The organism is Mucilaginibacter sp. (assembly GCF_035492695.1).
In the GTDB taxonomy this organism is placed as follows: Bacteria; Bacteroidota; Bacteroidia; order Sphingobacteriales; family Sphingobacteriaceae; genus Mucilaginibacter.
Genome location: NZ_DATJJC010000006.1, coordinates 216,720 through 238,036, shown reverse-complemented (window position 1 = coordinate 238,036; position 21,317 = coordinate 216,720). Strand labels below are relative to the sequence as shown.

Genomic DNA, 21,317 nt, shown 5'->3' with positions numbered 1-21,317 from the left:
AAATTATCAGGTGGAGTTTTATAAAACAGCAAAGCAACCCGGATGAGTTGCTTTGGTTATCGTAAGTGTCTGAACCCGAATTTTTAAAATTCAAGAATTAGCAGAATTTGACTTGCATGTCCAGAGATGGCTTCGCTCCTCGCCATGACGTGAAGTGGAAGATTATTTTTCCAGCTCAGCGAATTTCTTCGAAGTGATCTCTTTCTGATCCAACGTTACAATACTTTTCAGATGGTCAAGCACTTTAAGCGCCTTTACTTCTTCAAATATCTTGTTGGCTTCATCCTTGTTCTGTAAATACTGAACAGTGTACTGGCCTAATTGCTCGTCGCTTAGCGGCTGCGGGCTGTACATTCTGAACTGCGCATCCAAACGTGCCTTTGCTGCCTGGAAAACTTCCTCGTATTTGATCTCGATCTTGTTATCCTTGATCACCTTGTTCTCGATCAAAGTCCATTTAAGGTTCTGGGCGAAATCGTTATAACCACCTGCCAGTTCCTCATCAGTCAGTTTATCATTCGTAGCTTTAAGCCAGCGTTTCAGGAACTCGTCGGGCAATTCAAATTTAGCTTTGTCAACGGCCAATTTATACAAGTCGTTTTGCAACTTGCGCTCCGAATCCTGGGCATACATAGCTTCCACTTCTTTGGTTATCTCATCCCTGAAACCCTCTTCGGTGGTCACCTTACCTTCACCAAATAATTTATCAAAGAACTCCTGGTTCAGATCACTTTCTTCCAGGCGGTTCACATTTTTAACCGTCAGGCGGAAGTTTGATACAACGTCTGCAGCAAAGTCTTCGTCTATTTTTAATATAGCCGCTATACGCGCTGCGTCCTTATTGTAAGCTTTCTGAATATCCAGTGTTACCACATCGTCCTTTTTAAGGCCGATAAGCGATTTTTTTATTTTCGCATCCTGCACCTGGTCCAATCGAACGGAGGTGGTATTGGTAATGCCATCCTCAAAAACAGAACCATCGGGAGAAAGCTGAACTAATTCGGCATAAAGCACATCACCTTCTGCCGATACGTCAGGATTTGTCATTTTGCCATAGCTTTTGCGGATATTGGTAATACGTGCAGCCAGGGTTTCGTCGTCAGCTTTGATCACATATTGGGTCACTTTATCCTTCGACGAAAAGTCTATCTCGAAAGCAGGCGCTAAGCCTAATTCGTAGTTAAATTCGAAATCGTCGGCAAAATCCCAATTATATTCTTTGTCGTCAGCTTTTGGCAGGGGTTGGCCCAATACTTCCAACTGCTGCTCGTTAATGTAGTTATTCAGCGTATCCGAAAGCAGGTTGTTCACCTCGTCGACCAAAATGCTTTTGCCATACATTCTTTTTATGTGCGATGCCGGCACCATGCCCGGGCGGAACCCTGGTATCTTGGCTTTCTTCGCGTGGTCGCGTATAGCTTTTTCAACCCTTGGCTGGTAATCTTCGGGTTTGATATTGATTTTTACAACTGCATTCAGGTTGTCGATCTTTTCCTGTGAAATATTCATCTTTTTCGGCGTGTTTTTACTTTAAAATTCAAACGGCCGGGCGCTAAATCATTTGCACACAACCGATTTTGGAGGGGGCAAAGGTAAGAAGATTTTTTGGAAAAAATAAGTCAGGCTAATGTCTTTTGGAGAGCCCTGTTGCGATATGCCATGAAGTTTTGGTTTTTCGACAGGCTATCGACCTGCCTCTGTACTCTTCCACTCGCCAGCCCTCTGTATGGTTTGCCATAAAGAGGGCTGAAAAGCTGGATTAGTTCACATGCGTTACTGTAGCAGCGCCAAGTTTAGATGTATTGACATTGGCGGGATTACCCTTGTACTTCACGTCAGCAGCACCGGTAGAACTTACCTGCAGATCGTTCAATACATTTATCTCGCAATCGCTGGCGCCGGTGGTATGTAAATCATATTTGCCCACCACAAAATCAAAAGCGTGCACGGTTCCGTTACCGGTCATTTCAATGCGGTGCGAGGTTGCCTGGCCTCTTAACGTGATCTCGCTGGCCCCTGCGCTTTCGGTACTTAAGTTTGCCGCCGACAGGTCCATATTAATATTACTTGCGCCGTTAAGCTTAATGTCAAGGTCTTTGGTATTGATCTTTCCATCTGATACAAAGTTAATGGCACCCGACCCTTTTAGTTTTTCGAGGTTACGCACGCCGATGCTGATCTCCATCTGGCCGCTCGGGCAAACATTCTTTTTATAATATACTTTCAGTTCGTCGCCGTCCGATTCGACATGAATATATTTCATCAGGTTATCGTCGGCATTGATACTTACATTAAGGCTGCTGTCCTGTTTCAGGGTTACCTTGAAGCCGCCTGACACATTGATACGGGTGAAATCACTCACTTTATGGTTCTCGGAAACGTGATTGCCCGAACCTTTAATGCACCTGAACCTGCATGATGGCAGTATTACTATGGCGAGAAAAGCGATAAAAGCTATTGAAATAAAATAAGTCCTTTTCATGGTTTGGTTGTTTTGATATGTTAGACTATAAGGTAAATATAAGGGTTACAGCAAAAATACAATAAAAAAAGCCGTCCGATCTATTGGGATACGGACGACTTTTTGAACATATATAATTGAATCCTTGCGATGATTAATTATAAACCTGCGAACTCGTCGGCTTTTGCGTTGTTTTTTGTCACGCCGTCAATAGTTCTTACCAGGTGTGCGGCTGCAAATTCGGTGCTGTTTAAAGTAGCTGAATGGTCGTATTTCAGATTGCTTTGCTCAACACTGCCTGCTATATCGGCTTTTGCGCGGCCTTTCAGGATCACATTCATGCCGTAACCGTCAACTTTCAATTTTGCGTAGGCATTGTCGCTCAAAGTTACAGTCAGGTCGAGTGGTGAAAGTTTGCCAAATGACCTCACTTCGGCATTGTCATAAGCAGTAATGGAGCGAAGATCGGCTGATTTAACCCAAACTACCAGTTTCTGACCAGCGTAAGATGAGATGCGCAATACGCCGTTCTGGCTTTGTACCAAGGCGCTTTGCTCGTAGTATTTGTTGTAAACTTTTACCTGGTCGGCCTCGCCGTCAGATACATAAAGTTCGACATTGCCGCGCACTTCTATCTTGCTGATCTTCGATACATCGGCAAGCACGGTGCTTACCTCGTTACTGTTTTTGGCGACTGAGTCATTTTTGCCGTCTGCCAATGCTGTGTTTCCTATTCCGAGTGCGATTGCTGCAACTGCTACCAGGGAGAATATTTTAGTTTTCATATAAGTAATATTTTAAAGTCGGTTGTTTTTTTATTTCCTAATTACACTCATAAGACTATACACAAGGGGGCGCCGTTACATCAAAAAGGCCTCTATTAGTTATACAGGGGCTTTTTTTCGGTAAACCGGGGATTTCAGTCGGTGAAAGTTTTTATCGTCCATACCACCGGGCGCAAATGGAAGCAGTTTCGTCCTATGTCGCAATGGTACCGTAACATTGTCGCTCTTCGCTATCACAACAATTGCATCCGCATCGTACCTTTATGTGGAAAAAACCTGGTTACTTATGACAACGTCCCGGATCAAATTTGAAACAGTGGAACAATACATCGCCTCATTTCCGGCAGATGTGCAGCAAAAGCTCGAAACTTTAAGAACAGCCTTTAAGCAAGCGGTACCCGAAGCCGCAGAGCTGATACACTACCAGATGCCTGCGCTCGACTATCACGGCAAGCTGGTCTATTTTGCCGCCTTCAAAAATCATTATCATATAACTTTTCCGCACGCCGGTAAAGTGTTCGGTGCTTTTAAGGATGAACTACCTGGCCTTGATATCTCAAAATCGTCCATCAGGCTGCCTGCCAATAAGCCACTGCCGCTGGACCTGCTTACCCGGATGACGAAATTCAAAGCAGACGAGCTTAAGGGGAAATAGTATAGCTTATATACCCTAAAAAAATAGTAATAAATCAAAAATTAGTGTTAGAACATCCTTTTAAATATAGGACGTTTGCTATGTAGCCAGCTATCCTTGAAGTGAAATTTGCACTAAACTGTTTATCAAACATTTATTTATCCACAACGCTTCTTTTTTAACTTTTGCTTTTCTTATATTTAACCCGCAGATAACCTTGTGGTTACTTTAATACCAGATAGTTAATTTGCTCGACCAAAAATTATCGCACGTACCCTAATTAAAATGGCAAAAAGTAAATCAAACTCACCTGTTGGAAACAACATCAGGCGCCTGCGCGAAAACAACAAATGGAGTCAGCAGGTAATAGCTGAGCGGCTGAACATTTCCATCCCCGCCTATTCAAAAATCGAAACCGGCGTTACGGATGTAAACTTATCCAGGCTTGAGCAGATAGCTCATCTTTTTGAAGTGGGACTTCCGGGTTTATTTGGCGGGGATACCATACCTGCGCCAATGCCGACCCCTGAATTTGAAAAGCTTGAAAAAGAGCTTACCGAATGCGAAAAGGAGATATTATACCTGCAGCGCAAGGTAATACAGCTTTACGAAGAGCTTAACAAGGTAGCGGTTAACCAATAAGATCACTACCCTTTGGATTAAAGGAGCAGCAGGACATTCACCTGCTGGCTTGTCTTACTTTTCACTTCATTTTCCTAACTGCAGCCACCGTTGGCCAATATTTTCCGCAAAAAAAAAGCCATCTGTATCATACAGATAGCTCTCTGAAATATATGCTGAACTTATACCCCCAACCGGGGTAAAAGGGGATTGCTTATAAAGTAGCCATATCTAACTGGTAGGCTGGTACGTTCCTGTTCTCGGTCATGTGCAGGGCAGTAAGGTTTACCTTATTTACACTGGTAGCCAAATCGTGCTTCAGGGTCATATCGGTAGCTGTACCGCTAAGGTCGGCTTTGGCATGATCGGCCAGGGTAACATTGGCGCTGTAAGCGTCCAGGTTCAATTTCGCCGATGCATCGTTGTGAAGGCTTACATTCAGGTCGATCGAACTTAACTTACCGAATGATTTTACTTCTGCATTATCATAAGCGCTGATGGCACGCAGATCGGATGATTTTACCCAAACCACCAATTTCTGGTCTGCGTATGACGAGATGCGCAGCACACCATTCTGGCTTTGCACCAATGCGCTTTCCTCATAATATTTGTTGTAAACCTTTACCTGGTCGGCATCGCTGTCAGATACATAAAGTTCAACATTGCCGCGAACTTCGATCTTACTGATCTTGTTAACTGTGGTAAGCACCGTGCTTACTTCGGCTTTGTTTGCTCCACCGTCTTTATCGGCTGCCATTGATTTATTTCCAGCGCCTAATGCTAAGGCTGCGATGGTTGCGAGTGTTATGATTGTAGTTTTCATTTTTGTAATTGTATGATTGTGAATTATATATGTTCTTTTGTTTTTAAATACATCCATAAGACGATGCCCCTGAATAAACGTTACAGGCAAAACCCGACTATTAGATGTACGGCCCTATTTTCACGGTGAACGGGCAGTAATCGTCGGTGAAAAGTTGGGGGATAGTGATTGGTTATTGGTGATTAGTGATTGGGAGAAAGTAGACGGCGTGATCGGAAAAGCCAGTTACAACTATTACCTGTAACTATTCAGCACTCACTACACTAAGTGTTCACGCCGCCGCCGCTTGCCGAACCAAATCATATTTAATTATTTGATAATCAGATAATTGATGTTGCGAAACCACCAAAAAGTGCCCTATTTTTAACATTTTCGTGAACACCTCTTTGTTATATAGCTGTTAATCAGGCAAATGAATATTCATCCTGCATGCTCGTTTGTCTCGCTTTTTCACCGAAATTTCAAAAAAAGTCAACAAAAGTCAAAAAAAACCATCTTTAGCCCGTTTTAGTCCGGTCACATTTGCCCGGACAAAAAATAAAAACATATCTCCGCGATACCTTTTTTCAAATTCCATACACTAACTGAATCTGCCCTCTCCCTGCTGCCGTTTCTATGGTACATAAAGAAGTACTCTTTTCATTTTACCACAACCCTCTTTACCGCTTGCGGTAGAGAGGGTCGACCAGCGCAGCGTCGTCGGGGTGAGTCAACCGGTGAAGCGACCGTTCAACTACAACCCAAAAGGGGATAATGTCATTGCTTCGCTCGACCACCCTCTCTTCGCTGTGCGAAAAGAGGGCATTAAAGAAAAGAGGAAATTAAATAAAAAGTAAAAAAACAACCCTCTTTGTTGCTCGCAACAGAGAGGGTCGACCAGCGCAGCGTCGTCGGGGTGAGTCAACGGCGAAGCGACCGTTCAACTCCACCCCCCCCGCTTAACCTGAGTTTGTGCAGCAAACCTGAATAAATAACCCCAAGTTCGGCGACATGTATAACGACCGCGCCCCCATAACCGGCAACAACGATGACCCGAAAGGCGACAACGACGGCAAAAAACACAACATGACCATACCCGGCTGCCCCCGCGAAAAGTTTACCGGCATACCACGTTTCGTAACCGTAAAAGGCGGCGGATACTTCTTTCTGCCGTTATCCCTCTATCCCACGTCATGGCGAGCGATAGCGCAGCCATCTCTGCACATGCTTATCGGGGATGTCTGTTGGAAGGTTGAAATAAGATGCTTAGTGTCAACATTATATAATAAGATCAAAGGCTCCGTCCGGGTCAGATGATTATTTTTGACTTCCGGGCCGGGTCCTTATTTTTATTTGTGAGATTTAAGTCGCCCTTCGGAAGACTTAAATGAGAATGTGGGTTTCTTTTTATATTAGCACAATGAGACAAATATTCTTTTTTAGTTTCGTTGTATTCATAACCGCTATTTTGGCAGGGCCGATCCTGACCGGCATTATTCTTTCATTGACCGATCCATTGGTTTATCAAATAAGTGATATTTTTGATGGCCTCAAATATGGTGTTCCCCTGGGAATATTATTATGCGTTCCCTCATGGCTTTTATTGTCGATCGCGATCAGGTTAGTTGCAAAGCCGGGCATGTCCGTTATTCGCGTCAAGTTTTTTGCGTGTTTGGCTGCAGCTCCGCTTATTATTTTGCCTTTTGGTATTTTAAATTTCAATGAATTATTCAATAAGTTTTTTTGGACTTCAAGTGTATTTCAATTCCTAAGCTATTATCTTATCACATTAATAAGCATCTGGAGCTACAAGCTTAAATTGCCGATGGTGCAAACGGAAGTTTAATTTAAAGATTTAAAAGAAATTGTTTTTTTACCCCGCCCATTCGAGCGTCTTTTCGCTCGAATGATCTGATCTTAAGCGTCCACGCTTAAGTCTTAATGTAAGCGTAGACACTTACATAGGCTGGTGTCCAAGTGCAGACACTTGAACAGGCGAGAAGTTATTAAGCCATGAACTATCAACCATCGCCACCTCACAAATAATACCTCTCCCCGTCCGTTTTTATCTTCCCTGCATCCAGCAGTAATCGAATAGCTTCAATACGCTCCTTTTCGGTACCGGTTTTGAGGTTCGTCACCAGCTCGCCAATGTTCTTATGTTCCATGGATAGCGATTCGACGATCTCGGCAGTGATGTTCTCGGAGGTTTCGGCCTTGTTCTTTTGGCGCTTTTCTTCCAGGCAAACGTCACACACGCCGCATTTAGGGGCGGTTTCGTCAAAATAAGCCAACAGCATCTGGCTGCGGCATTTTTTATGTTCGGCGTAGGCAAAAACGGCTTCCATTTTATTGCGGTAAACGATTTTGCGGTTTTCGATATAACGCTTATTGATGATCAGCTCGTTATGCTGTAACCGTGGCTGTAGCCAGGTAACCTGCGGCAGATCGGTTTGCTGCAGGTAGTGCAATATCCCTTCTTTTTCCAATTGCTTCAGGCCCTCTATCACCTGTTGTACGCTTAGGTTGGCGCGCCTTGCCAGGTCGAACTCCCGCAGGCGCACATAATTCTCAAAAGCCCCGCCGTACGACCGCAGCAGGGTTTTGATGAATGGGTCCCAGCCGGAATTTTGTACCTGGAAATTATACAGTTCCTCATTCCGCACCTCGAACCGGAACCGTGACGGCAGAAAAACGCTCTCGTTAAAGGCCAGGTATTCATCCTGCTCCAAAAATTTAAGCGCATTAATGGTTTTGGTGGGGTCGAGCTTATTACGCGTACAAAAATCTCCCAGGTCAAGGTCAAAGCTTACGCCCGCCCCGGTGCCATAAGCCAGCTGAAAATAGCTTCCTAATTGATGATAAACCTGCCTGATCTCATCCACCGATGGAAAGCTGGACTCGAACTTCTTTTCATTTTTCAGGCGGTCGGCATAGTTGTAAAGCAGTACCGCATAGGCCTTTTGTTCATCGCGCCCTGCCCTGCCGGCTTCCTGGTAATAAGCCTCCAGGCTTTCGGGCATATCCTTGTGGATCACAAAACGGACATCCGGCTTATCTATCCCCATCCCGAAGGCGTTAGTGGCCACTATAATGCGGGTATGATTCCTTTGCCAACTATCCTGCTTCGCTGATCGTTGTTCCATCGTCAGCCCGGCGTGATAAAAATCAGCGCTTACATGGTTCTCGCTATAAAATTTGGCTATTTCTTCGGTTTCCTTGCGGCTGCGCACATAAACTATGCCGCTGCCTTTAACTCCGCGTGGGATATCCAGCAGTTTGCGCAGCTTGTTTTCCTCGTTCTGCACCACGTAGCTGATATTACGCCGTTCAAAGCTTTGCTGGAAGATATTCTGTTCTTCGAAAAGCAGCTTCTGCTGTATGTCCTCCCTTACCTCTGCCGTTGCGGTTGCTGTTAAGGCAAGCACAGGAGCATCAGGGTGCAGCTCTCGCAGCTCAGCAACATGCAGGTATGGTGGTCGAAAATCATAACCCCATTGCGATATGCAATGCGCCTCGTCAACAGCTATCAGGTTCACGTTCATGTATTTGATCCGCTCGCGAACCAGTTCAGACAACAAACGTTCGGGCGACAGGTAAAGGAATTTAAAACCGCCGTAAACACAATTATCCAGTGCGATATCTATCTCGCGCTTGCCCATCCCGGTTACGATGGATATGGCCGGAATACCTTTCGCTTTCAGGTTTTCCACCTGGTCCTTCATCAGGGCAATAAGCGGCGAGACAACAATGCATAGTCCCTCTTTCACCAGCGCCGGCACCTGGAAACAAACCGACTTGCCCCCGCCGGTTGGCAGCAAAGCCAAAGTATCGCGCCCCAATAAAACAGATTGAATGATCTCCTCCTGCAAAGGCCGGAAGTGCTCGTATCCCCAATAGTGTTTTAGTGTTTCCTGGATGGTCATACTGAATGTTGAATGTCGCCCGCAAGTTGGCGGATCGAAATTTTACGAAGCTAAGATAAATTCGAAATCGAACATTCAAAATTCGAAATCCGCCGAAATGCCTCAATATTTCTAACTTCGCAGCGTTAACTTTCTATCATTATGAAATATATTCTCGCTATTATACTCCCCTTCCTAACTGCCAATATCCTTTATGCCCAAAAATGGAACGTGGAAAATCCGCCCGGCCCATCAAAAAAAGTCACCATAACTACCGATGAAGGTACCTGGATGGACCTGGATGTTAGCCCAGACGGGCAGAATATCGTTTTTGATCTTTTGGGCGATATTTATACTATCCCCGTAAAGGGTGGAAAAGCGACTACGCTCAGCAGCGGCAAAGCATGGGAAGTACAGCCACGTTACAGTCCGGATGGTAAGATGATTGCCTACACCAGCGACAAAGACGGCGGCGATAACATTTGGGTAATGAACAGCGATGGCACTAATAAGCATCCTATTACCAAAGAGACCTTTCGGTTGTTGAATAATCCGTACTGGACACCCGACGGGCAATATATTGTGGCCCGTAAACACTTCACCGGCACCCGCTCGTTGGGAGCAGGCGAAATGTGGATATACAACATCAATGGCGGCGACGGGATACAACTAACCAAACGCAAAAACGACCAGCAGGATGCCGGTGAACCCATTGTATCGCCCGATGGAAAATATATTTACTGGAGCGAGGATATGACCCCTGGCCCCGATTTTGAATATAACAAAGATCCAAATAAGGGTATTTATGCCATCCGCCGCTTAAACAGGGAAACCGGGAAGATAGAAGAAGTAGCCGGTGGCCCAGGCGGGGCATGCCGCCCGCAAATATCGCCCGACGGAAAGCTGCTTGCGTTTGTTAAAAGGGTGCGGTTAAAATCTGTCCTTTACCTGCAAAACCTGGCTACGGGCGAAGAATGGCCGGTGTATGACGACCTGTCTAAAGATCAGCAGGAAACATGGGCTGTCTTTGGGGTGTACCCAAATTTCAACTGGACGCCCGATAGCAAAAACATCATTTTTTACGCCAAAGGGAAAATATGGAACCTGGACATTACCACACTTAGCGCCGAACAAATACCTTTCGAAGTAACAAGCCAGCAAAACATTACCGAAGCGCTTCATTTTAATCAGAAGGTTTTCCAGGATGAGTTTACTGTAAAAATGATACGCCAGCTTACCACGTCGCCCGATAGCAACCTGGTCGCCTTTAACGCCGCAGGGCACATTTATACCAAGACACTCCCGAACGGGGTGCCCCAGCGGATAGACACCCTGAACGATTTTGAATATGAGCCGGAGTTCAGTCCTGACGGCAAGTCGCTGGTTTATGTGGATTGGACCGACGAACTCAAAGGTTCGGTAAACCGCGTCGACCTTACAACACATGCCATAACGCGGCTTACGGTCGATAAAGGCTTCTACTACTCACCAAAGTTCTCGCCCAGGGGTGATAAAATAGTTTACCGCAAAGGTGAGGGCAACGAGGTTTTGGGTTTTGCCTTTGGAAAAGATCCCGGCATTTATATGATACCTGCTATGGGCGGGACGCCTAAAATGGTGCTTGACCACGGTATAAGGCCGCAGTTCTCGGCCGACGGTTCCAGGATATATTTCCAGGGATCGGAAGGCGAAAATAAGGCTTTCAAAGTGATCGACACTACCGGGGCAAACGAGCGAACGCTTTATACATCAAAGTATACCACACAATTTGCTCCCAGCCCTGATGGCAAATGGATGGCTTTTACCGAATTGTATAACTGCTACATCACCCCCATGGTAAATACAGGCAGCCCTCAGGATCTGTCGGCCGCAAACAAGGCCATACCGCTGAGTAAACTTACGCGCGACGCCGGCACCTACCTGCATTGGAGCAAGGACAGCCAAAAGCTGATGTGGACCCTGGGGCCAAGATATTTCGTGCGCGATATTAAAAATGCTTTCCCATTCGTGGATGGCGGGAAAGACAAGACCCCTGTTATCGACACCGTAGGAATTGACATCGGCCTTAAATTAAAAACCGACGTACCAACCGGCAAGATCGCCTTTAAGAATGCGCGGATCATCACCATGAAGGGGGATGAGGTGATCAGGAACGGCACCATCGTTATCGATAAAAACAAAATAGTCGCTGTCGGCAAAACTGAAGACGTGCAAGTGCCGGCCGACGCAATGGTTTATGACGCCACAGGTAAAACCATTATGCCGGGCATTGTGGATGTCCATGCGCATCTGCACCCCAGTCCCGATGGAATATCGCCGCAGCAGGATTGGAACTATTATGCTAACCTGGCATTTGGGGTAACTACCGCCCACGACCCTTCGTCCAACACTGAAATGGTATTCAGCCAGTCGGAAATGCTGAAAGCCGGGAACATGGTTGGCCCAAGGGTATATTCAACCGGTACAATATTATATGGCGCCGACGGCGATTTCAAAGCAGTCATCAACAGCCTTGATGATGCCCGGTCAAACATCCGCAGGCTAAAGGAGGTGGGGGCATTTTCTGTAAAAAGCTACAATCAGCCCCGCCGCGAGCAGCGTCAGCAAATTATTGAAGCTGCCCGCGAGCTGCAAATGGAAGTAGTGCCCGAGGGTGGTTCGACCTTTTTTACTAATATGAACATGATCCTCGACGGGCATACCGGTATCGAACATAACATACCGGTTGTGCCTATTTATAAAGACGTAAAAGCTTTATGGAACGCCAGTAAATCGGGCTATACCCCTACGCTTATCGTCTGCTATGGCGGTCAGTTCGGTGAAAATTATTGGTACGACCGTACAGAGGTATGGAAGAACGAACACCTGCTGAACTTTACCCCAAGAACTATCGTCGATTCCCGCTCGCGGCGCCGGTCTACATCGGAGTATGGTGACTACGGGCACATCGAGGTATCAAGATATGTAAAGCAGATAGCTGACGGCGGCACCAAAGTGAACCTCGGTTCGCATGGGCAATTACAGGGCCTTGGCGCACATTGGGAGTTGTGGATGCTGGCGCAGGGCGGCATGTCGCCTATGCAGGCTATACGCTGTGCAACTATCAACGGTGCTTCTTACCTGGGGATGGAAAAGGAGATCGGTTCGCTGGAAACAGGTAAACTTGCCGACCTGATCGTGCTGAATGATAATCCGCTGGAAGATATACGCAACAGCCAGAAGATCAAATATGTGATGCTGAACGGCCGGCTTTATGATGCAGATTCGATGAATGAAATTGGCAACCGCGAAAAACCGCGGCTGCGTTTCTGGTGGCAAATGAACCGTGGCGAAACGGTAAATTTACCGGTCGGCAACCTGGAAACCTATCAATTTACCAGCCAGGACGGCGATTGACAGCCCACACCCCAAACCCTCCCCTTGCAGGGAGGGCTCTTACTACTTGAGCCGGCAATAAGCATTGGATGTTTAACGATGGCTTAACCATTGATAAAACGCGGGAAAATCCCCGTTCCATTGCTTCTCGTTGTGTTTGGCTCCTTTTACCACCACTTCGGGAGTATTTTGTTCGCTTATCCCCTTGGCGCGCACAAGGCCTGCCATTTTCTTCATGTCGGCAACCATGCTGTCGCTCTCTGAATCGCCGCATACGAAATATATCCGGGTATATTTTTTCAAAGACCTCAGTTTTGCATAGTCGTATATAGCAGGCGGCAGCCAGAACGAAGGTGAAAATACGCCCGCATTACCAAACACATCCGGATATTTCAGGATAGCATACATCGATATCAGCCCTCCCATTGAACTGCCCGCTACGGTTGTATTACGCGGGTCTTTTTTAGTACGATAATGCCCGTCGACATAAGGTTTTAGCGTCTTCGCCAGGAAATCTGCATACCCGCTCCCTTCGCCTTTGCCATATTTGGTGTCATAAGGGTCATATTCAGAAAGACGATGCTCGCCGCCATGGTCGACACCCACAATAATGCACTGATCTTTTACCGGCAGCTTATCCATTATCTCATCCACGCCCCATTCGCCATAACCCGAGGTATAAGCGTCAAAAAGGTTCTGCCCGTCCTGCATATAGATAACCGGGTATTGTTTATGAGATATTTCATAATCCGCAGGCAGGTAAATCCACACGCGGCGCTGCCTGGCTAACTGAGGTATCTCAAATTTTTCGCTAAGTATATGCACATTCGCACTTGCTGTATGTTTCTTCTCTTCAGCCTTAAAGTTGTCCTGCCAGCCCGCAATGCTGATGGTTATTGTAGTATCGTGTTTTAATGTAAAACTGCGGTTATCAACGGGCTTTCCATCGCTTGTACATTCCACGGTTTGCCAGTTCCCCCGGGTGACTTTAAAGTTAATGATACCCGGCTTCATCGTCGTGGTAACCGCGAAATTTCCGTTGCCTTCAGAGGGTATTTCATAACGGGCATCAGAAGGGTTCCAACCATTAAAATCACCGGCCAGGAACAGGTGTACACTAGGGTCTTTGGATAATGGTATTTTATTGATTTTAAAGGTAACCCGTAACTGTCCAAACAGCAAAAAGTTTTGACAAAAAAGCAAAAACGCGCAGAAAAATATTTTTTTTATCATTTTAAATTGTCTTTTTAACAGTTATTTCTCCGGGAACGTTCCCGGGAACGTTTTCATTAAAGTAAAATTATTAAATGTGTAATTTTGACACTTATATTCGCCCGAAAAGTCATTTTATTTATAAAATTTCGCACAATTTTTGAAAAAAAGCCAATAAAAAACCACCCCTAAAATATTTCTCTAAAGTTAAATTTTCATCGCCTAATCGGCCGAAAATTATCTCTAACATAAAATTTGGAATTATTACTTCTTAGTGTAAATTAGTCACACGCTGTTAAAGCGAAGTTAACAAACCAATTTTACAACGGGCGATAACCGCCGATTTTATTCACACACAATAAAAGTATGAGAAAAAATTACTCAAAAAAGTATTTGCTTCTTTGTGCGTTTTTAATGATGTCTGTCATGGCATTTGCACAAAAAGGAAGCATAAAAGGCAAGGTGCTGGACGAGACCAGCCAGCCCCTTCCCGGTGCCTCGGTAAGCATTGACGGCACCACGCTCGGCGCCACTACCGACGCCAACGGAAATTACACTATTGCAAGTGTAAACCCGGGCAATTACACCCTAACCGCAAAATATATCGGTTATGTGCCCGCTAAGCAAACCATTACAGTAGGTTCATCCGTACTTACTGTAAATTTCGGTTTGAAAGCTGAAAGCACAAACTTGAACGAAGTGGTAGTTATCGGTTACGGCAGTCAGCGTAAAAAGGACCTGACCGGTTCAGTTGTTGCAATTACTGCCAAAGATTTCAACCAGGGGCCCGTTACAACTCCCGAAGCTTTGATAACCGGTAAAGTTGCCGGTGTCGAAATCACGTCGAACAGCGGTGCACCCGGCGCAGGAAGCACCATTCGCATCCGCGGCGGTGCTTCGATTACAGCCAGCAACGACCCTCTGATCGTTATCGACGGTGTTCCTGTAAGCAATTCCGGCATAGCTGGCATCGATAACCCTTTGGCAACCATCAACCCGGATGATATCGAATCCTTTAACATCCTGAAAGATGCTTCTGCAACGGCTATTTACGGTTCGCGCGCATCAAACGGGGTTATCATCATCGTTACCAAAAAAGGTAAAGCCGACAATAAGTTGAGAATCAATTTCAGCACTGTTAACTCTTTGTCAAAGATCACTAAAGAAGCACCGGTATTAACTGCCGCCCAATTTCGTGATGTAGTTAACAGCCCGCAGGCTAATTTAAATGCCGACCAGATAGCCGAGTTGGGAAATGCAAATACCGACTGGCAAAAGCTGATTTACCGCCAGGCTTTCTCTACAGACAATAACATCAGTTTTAGCGGTGGTGTCAAAGGGCTGCCCTATCGTTTATCCATAGGTTACCTTGATCAGGATGGCGTTCTTAAGAGAGATAATCTGAAAAGGACCACCGTAGCGCTGAATGTGAACAAATCATTTTTGAATAATAGCTTAAAGATAGACCTTAATTTAAAAGGCACCTACACCGACCGCTTGTTTGCTGCCCAGGGAGCCATAGGGGCTGCAGTAAGTTTTGATCCTACTCAACCGGTTTATTCGGGCAACCCCGACAAATTTGGAGGATACTACGAATGGCTCGATGATAATGGCAACCTCAATGGTCTTGCAGGTAAAAACCCTGTAGGCTTGTTAAATCAATCTACTGGTCATGGATATACCAAACGCGGTTTAGGAAGTGTGTCATTTGATTACACCTTCCCATTCCTGAAAGAATTGGAATTTAATGCTACTTTCGGTGGTGATGAAAGTGAAGGTATGGGGAATAACACGACTGCCCTTTCCGCAGCATCAGCTACTACAGCTACTACTACCGGATCTTATTCTCAATATTACAGTAAAAATTACACCTACAATGCCGATTATTATTTAAAGTACTCCAAGGATTTTAAATCGATCAGTACTCACGTAGATGCACAGGTAGGTTACTCTTATCAGTATTTCCATTTCTTTACCAGGCCCGAGGCCACTTATGCAGGCGATAAAACTACCGTGATATCGCAGGCCGCCAATATTTTCCCTGGTCAATATTATATCGAGTCGCCGTTTGCACGCTTAAACGTTAGCGTTATGGATAAGTATTTGCTTACAGCTACTATCCGCGATGACCGCTCATCACGCTTCTCCAACCTTAACCGGAATGGATATTTCCCTTCTATAGGTTTGGCATGGCGGATTAAGGAAGAAGACTTTCTTAAAAGCGTCGATTTCCTTTCTGATTTAAAACTTAGGGTTGGCTATGGTATAACCGGCCAGCAGGACATTGGTCCGCTATTCGGTTATTTAGCAGTTTACGAACCAAGCAATAACTCGGCTCAGTACCAGTTTGGCGATACTTATATCAATACATTGCGTGCCGATGCTTACAACCTGGCGTTAAAATGGGAGCAAACAGCTACTACCAACGTCGGTATCGATTATGGCTTCCTTAACGGACGCATCTCTGGCGCCATCGATTATTATTATAAAAAGACCAAGGACTTGTTGTTCGACACACCTGTGCCCGACGGTACTAACTTAACCAACCACGTTATCGCCAATATAGGTAACCTGCACACCCAGGGTATTGATTTTGCTATTACGGCAGTACCGGTGGATAACAAAGATTTTAAATGGACCTTCGGATACAATATCTCGTTTAATAAAATTACTGTCGATAACATTTCAGCAACAAAGGATCCTAACCAAATTATTCCTACAGGTGGTATACCAGGTGGTGTAGGTAATACCATCCAATTGCTTAAGGCAGGATATTCTCCCTATGCTTTCTATGTATATCAACAGGTGTATGGCACCAACGGAATGCCGCTTAATGGTGTATATGTTGACAGAAATGGAAACGGATCTACATTAGACGACAAATACCTTTACAAACATCCGAACCCTACCGTATTTATGGGCTTCAACAACAATATAAACTATAAGCAATGGGGCCTTGGCTTTACTATGCGTGCAAACCTTGGCAATTATGTTTATAACGCTGTACAGGCAAGCAACGGTGCTTATGCCGGGTTAAAATTTCAGGGATACCTGAATAATATTCCTAATAGTATTTTGAAAACCAATTTCCAGCAATATCAGCTGTATAGCGACTACTATGTAGAAAATGCTTCATTCCTTAGGATGGACAACGCTAACTTGAGCTACAATTTTGGTAAGGTTGCAAAAGTTGCGTCACTAAAGGCAAGCTTTAACGTAGAGAATGTATTTGTGATAACCAAATACACCGGACTGGATCCTGAAATTTCTTCAGGCATAGATAATAACATCTACCCGCGTCCGCGTGTCTTCTCTTTAGGGGTTAACTTAACATATTAATATAAAGATATTTACAATATAAATAAATCATGAAAGTAAGAAACATCAAACTACTGGCGGCTACTATGGTAATAGCTGGCTCAGTAACTATTACTTCGTGTAAAAAGAATTTGGAGCCTATTGGGCAAGTAACTACTGCAAGCGTTTATAAAGACTTCGGTAATTATCAGCAGGTGCTGGCCAAATTATACACGGCGTATGCATTAAGCGGGCAACAGGGCCCCGCAGGAAACCCTGATATTGCTGGTATCGATGAAGGCTTTGGCAACTATCTGCGCGAGTATTTCAACATGCAGGAATTGACCACTGATGAAGCTCAGATCGTGTGGAACGACGGAACAGTTCATACCCTGCATGATATGAACTGGAATAACCAGTGCGAATTTATCCGTGCAATGTACGACCGTATCTATTACGAAATATCTCTTGATAACGAGTTTATCCGTAATACCACTGATGCCGAATTAGCTAAGAACGGGATAACAGGCAGCGACGTAGCCACAGCAAAACAGTACCGTGCCGAAGCACGTTTTTTGCGGGCACTTAGTTACTGGCATGCTATCGATCTTTTCGGCAGCGTTCCAATGGTTACTGAAGCCGACAATGTGGGCGTGTTTTTTCCAAAACAGGCTTCGCGTACTGATGTTTTTAATTACATCGAGAGTGAATTAAAAGCCATTGATGGAGACCTGGGCGCCCCGCGATTCTCTTACGGTCACGCTGATAAAGCAGCCGCCTGGACACTGCTTACAAAGCTTTATCTGAATGCTAAAGTATATACAGGCACCGACCGCAGTACAGACGCAATTACTTACGCGAAAAAAGTGATCGACGAAGGTGGTTACACGTTGGAACAGCACTTTAAAAACCTTTTCCTGGCCGACAACAATAATTCAAATGAGATCATTTTCCCTATCGAATCCGATGGCCTTCATACGCAAGGCTATGGCGGTATGACTTACCTTATTCATGCTTCGGTAGGCGGGAAAATGAACGTGGCCGACTTTGGCATCAATTCACAATGGTCGGGCTTGCGCACTACCCCTCAGTATGTTGCGCTGTTTTCCGATCCAAGTGGCAATACTGATAAACGCGCCATGTTTTTTACAGACGGTCAGAAAAATGACATAGCCGACGAATACACCTTTACGGATGGATACGCGATCACCAAGTTCAAAAACCTGACCTCGACCGGTGTAGCGGGCAGCGACCCGACCGGAAATTTCGTGGATACCGATTTCCCGATGTTCCGTCTTGCGGACGTGTACCTGATGTATGCCGAAGCTGTTTTGCGCGGTGGTTCAGGCGGTGATGCAGCAACAGCGTTAAATTATGTAAACCTGGTGCGTACCAGGGCTTATGATGGCGATACTGCAGGAGATATTACCGCCGGTCAGCTTACTTTGCCATTTATGCTGGATGAAAGGGGCCGCGAGCTTTTGTTTGAGGGTCACCGCAGAACGGACCTTATCCGCTTCGGTAAATTTACCTCGGGCGATTATACATGGCAATGGAAAGGTGGTACCCATACAGGTACAGGTGTAGAAGATTACCGCAACCTGATGCCAATACCGTCAACTGATATTATAAACAACCCTACCTTAAAGCAAAATCCGGGCTATAATTGATCGGGATCATAAACAGGTAAGTGTTTTAAATTAAAAGAGATAAAATGAAAACATTATTAACGAAATTTTTAGCCATCTGCAGCATCGGGCTGCTGGTGCTGCCGGCCTGCAAAAAAGATGAGAAAAAGGTGTATGCGACAAATGTAGCTACATCGGGGTTGCAGGCGTCGTCAACCACTATAGTGTTGACCAAGGCTGATCTGACAAAAACCGCGGTAACCTTTAACCTGACGCAGGCCGATTTTGGGTACTCTGCAGCGATAAATAACGTGTTGCAGATAGACGCTCCTGGCGATAACTTTGCCAATCCGAAAGAGTTTACTATTAGCGGTAAAACTGCTACGCAGGCTTTTACAACGCTCGATTTTAATAACCTGGTATTGGCGTTAAACCTGCCAACCGGAGTTGCTTCCCCGGTTCAGGCACGTATTAAATCTTCTATAAGCGCAACGGTTGATCCGGTTTATTCGAATGTAGTTTCATTAACTGTGACCCCATTTGCTTTGACGGCATTTATTTATGTTCCAGGAGCATATCAGGGTTGGAACCCGGCAGTGGCCGACAGTTTGGAATCTGCGACGGGCAATGGCGTTTATACCGGCGTGATCAACTTTACCGGAGGCGACTTGAATTTCAAGATTACCTCTAACAGGGATTGGAACCATACGAACTATGGCGATGCAGGTGGTGGTTCAGTTAGCTCATCTGGAGGTAACTTGGTGGCACCTGCAGGTGGCAATGTTAAAATAACTATCGACCTGAATGCCAATACGATCGTAATGACTCCCACTCAATGGAGTATCATTGGTGATGCTACGCCAGGCGGTTGGGGAGGCGATACCGATATGCAGTTTGACAATGCACATCAAATGTGGGTGGTTACTGCGAACCTTACTGCTGGTGGTAATATTAAGTTCCGTTTGAATCACGATTGGGGTACTAACCTCGGTGGTGCTGATGGAAGTCTGTCTCTTAACGGTGCAAATATTCCCGTTGATGCAACCGGCAGCTATAAGATCACACTTGATGTGAATGCAAACACCTATACTATTACAAAACAATAAGATAATAACAGAGAGTTGATTGATTGAAGCCCGTTCCCGGTTATACCGGGGCGGGTTTTTTGTTTGAACACGCTCACATTACCTGGGATCTTCAACATAATGAATGCTAAATGAAAAGGCTCCCGAAGTTTAAAACTCCGGAAGCCTCCTTTATAAATTTAATAGGCTATGATTTGTAAACCATCAGCCATGAACTAAAATTACCGGCTCTTTATATCCACATACTCCCTGTTCACCTGCCCTACATATATCTGGCGCGGGCGGCCAATAGGTTCCTTATGTTCCTTCATTTCTTTCCATTGCGCTATCCAGCCGGGCAACCTGCCAAGGGCAAACAACACGGTAAACATATCTGTCGGGAAGCCCAGCGCACGATAAATAATACCCGAATAAAAATCGACATTAGGGTAAAGTTTACGTTCGATAAAGTAATTGTCTTTTAAGGCTACCTCTTCCAGCTTTTTGGCTATCTCCAGCACCTCATCATCTATGCCCAATTTTTCCAGGATATCATCACAGGCCTTTTTAATGATCTTCGCACGCGGGTCAAAATTCTTGTACACGCGATGGCCGAAGCCCATCAGGCGGAAAGGGTCATTCTTATCCTTGGCCTTTTTTATCCATTTATCGGTGTCGCCTCCATCTTCTTTTATCTTTTCCAGCATTTCTATCACGGCCTGGTTGGCCCCGCCATGCAGCGGTCCCCAAAGGGCCGATATACCTGCCGATACCGACGCATATATATTCGACTCGGACGAGCCTACAATGCGCACGGTTGAAGTAGAACAATTTTGCTCATGATCGGCATGAAGGATAAGCAACGTATTCATGGCGCTCACGATAACCGGGTCAATCTCGATCTCTTCTGTACGCTGGCCAAAGGTCATGTGCAGAAAGTTGGTTACGTAATCATATTTGTTCCGGGGGTAAATAAATGGGTGCCCCAGGGATTTTTTATATATCCACGAAACTATCGTAGCCATCTTGCCCAGCATTTTGATAATGCTCAGGTCGAGTTCCGCTTCGCTTTGGTTCGATTTTAACGACTCGGGGTAAAATGCCGATAGCGAACACACCAGCGACGATAATTGACCCATTGGATGTGATTTTGACGGAAAGCCATCAAAAAACTTCTTCATATCCTCGTGCACCAAAGTATGGCGGCTGATATGAAGCTGAAAATCTACAAGCTGCTTTTCGGTTGGCAATTCGCCATAAATAAGCAGGTAGGCAACCTCTATAAAACTGGACTTTGAAGCAAGCTGCTCAATAGGGTAACCGCGATATTTTAAGATGCCAAGCTCGCCGTCCAAAAATGTAATGGCGCTTTGCGTGGCACCGGTATTCTTATAACCAATATCAAGCGTTACGTAACCCGTTTGATCGCGCAGTTTTGAAATATCGATGGCTTTTTCGCCTTCGGTTCCTTCAATAACCGGGAAATCATAGGTCTTATCTCCTATTTTTAATTGTGCAGTTTCCGACATAGAT

The 21,317-nt window shown here is 45.2% G+C and carries 14 protein-coding genes; 7 read left to right on the top strand and 7 right to left on the bottom strand.

The features are described from left to right. Positions 1-162: 162 nt before the first annotated feature. The 3 genes from tig to VL525_RS03505 all read right to left on the bottom strand — a co-directional run bounded on the left by tig (position 163) and on the right by VL525_RS03505 (position 3,246). Positions 163-1,509, bottom strand: coding sequence for a trigger factor (gene tig, locus VL525_RS03515; RefSeq protein WP_325383409.1), 1,347 nt, complete (start codon positions 1,507-1,509; stop codon positions 163-165). Between the two features lie 250 nt (positions 1,510-1,759). Beyond that, positions 1,760-2,482 carry a head GIN domain-containing protein gene (locus VL525_RS03510; protein ID WP_325383407.1) on the bottom strand — a complete coding sequence of 241 codons (723 nt, stop codon included), beginning with the start codon at positions 2,480-2,482 and terminating at the stop codon, positions 1,760-1,762. A gap of 137 nt (positions 2,483-2,619) precedes the next feature. Continuing rightward, on the bottom strand, positions 2,620-3,246 hold the full coding sequence (locus VL525_RS03505) for a GIN domain-containing protein (RefSeq protein ID WP_325383405.1): 627 nt from the start codon (positions 3,244-3,246) through the stop codon (positions 2,620-2,622). 286 nt (positions 3,247-3,532) lie between these two features. Between VL525_RS03505 and VL525_RS03500 the strand changes: the two genes are divergently transcribed. Beyond that, complete coding sequence (locus tag VL525_RS03500) at positions 3,533-3,901, top strand: iron chaperone (RefSeq protein ID WP_325383403.1); 369 nt, start codon at positions 3,533-3,535, stop codon at positions 3,899-3,901. A 264-nt stretch (positions 3,902-4,165) separates the two neighbouring features. Further along, entirely contained in the window at positions 4,166-4,522 is a 357-nt protein-coding gene (locus tag VL525_RS03495) for a helix-turn-helix transcriptional regulator (protein ID WP_325383401.1), read from the top strand. Positions 4,523-4,715: 193 nt separating this feature from the next. On the opposite strand, the gene VL525_RS03490 is transcribed toward VL525_RS03495, so the two are convergent. Beyond that, positions 4,716-5,324 (bottom strand): GIN domain-containing protein, encoded by a 609-nt coding sequence (locus tag VL525_RS03490; protein ID WP_325383399.1) that lies wholly within the window; start codon positions 5,322-5,324, stop codon positions 4,716-4,718. A gap of 990 nt (positions 5,325-6,314) precedes the next feature. Here VL525_RS03490 and VL525_RS03485 point away from each other — a divergent pair. After that, on the top strand, positions 6,315-6,620 hold the full coding sequence (locus tag VL525_RS03485; RefSeq protein ID WP_325383397.1) for a hypothetical protein: 306 nt from the start codon (positions 6,315-6,317) through the stop codon (positions 6,618-6,620). Between the two features lie 719 nt (positions 6,621-7,339). On the opposite strand, the gene VL525_RS03480 is transcribed toward VL525_RS03485, so the two are convergent. Continuing rightward, positions 7,340-9,229, bottom strand: coding sequence for an ATP-dependent DNA helicase RecQ (locus VL525_RS03480; RefSeq protein ID WP_325383395.1), 1,890 nt, complete (start codon positions 9,227-9,229; stop codon positions 7,340-7,342). Between the two features lie 141 nt (positions 9,230-9,370). On the opposite strand from VL525_RS03480, the gene VL525_RS03475 reads away from it, so the two are divergent. Further along, on the top strand, positions 9,371-12,604 hold the full coding sequence (locus VL525_RS03475; protein WP_325383392.1) for an amidohydrolase family protein: 3,234 nt from the start codon (positions 9,371-9,373) through the stop codon (positions 12,602-12,604). Between the two features lie 72 nt (positions 12,605-12,676). On the opposite strand, the gene VL525_RS03470 is transcribed toward VL525_RS03475, so the two are convergent. Next, positions 12,677-13,816 (bottom strand): alpha/beta hydrolase, encoded by a 1,140-nt coding sequence (locus VL525_RS03470; protein WP_325383390.1) that lies wholly within the window; start codon positions 13,814-13,816, stop codon positions 12,677-12,679. Between the two features lie 405 nt (positions 13,817-14,221). Here VL525_RS03470 and VL525_RS03465 point away from each other — a divergent pair, with 405 nt between their 5' ends. From VL525_RS03465 to VL525_RS03455, 3 genes are read left to right on the top strand one after another with little or no spacing between them, the layout of a single operon-like run. Beyond that, positions 14,222-17,134 carry a SusC/RagA family TonB-linked outer membrane protein gene (locus VL525_RS03465; RefSeq protein WP_325383388.1) on the top strand — a complete coding sequence of 971 codons (2,913 nt, stop codon included), beginning with the start codon at positions 14,222-14,224 and terminating at the stop codon, positions 17,132-17,134. Between the two features lie 29 nt (positions 17,135-17,163). After that, positions 17,164-18,762, top strand: coding sequence for a RagB/SusD family nutrient uptake outer membrane protein (locus VL525_RS03460; RefSeq protein ID WP_325383386.1), 1,599 nt, complete (start codon positions 17,164-17,166; stop codon positions 18,760-18,762). Between the two features lie 44 nt (positions 18,763-18,806). Then, positions 18,807-19,826, top strand: a complete 1,020-nt coding sequence (locus VL525_RS03455) for a SusE domain-containing protein (protein ID WP_325383384.1) — start codon at positions 18,807-18,809, stop codon at positions 19,824-19,826. Between the two features lie 200 nt (positions 19,827-20,026). Here the strand turns inward: VL525_RS03455 and VL525_RS03450 are convergent, their stop codons facing one another. After that, positions 20,027-21,313, bottom strand: coding sequence for a citrate synthase (locus VL525_RS03450; protein ID WP_325383382.1), 1,287 nt, complete (start codon positions 21,311-21,313; stop codon positions 20,027-20,029). Positions 21,314-21,317: the final 4 nt, after the last annotated feature.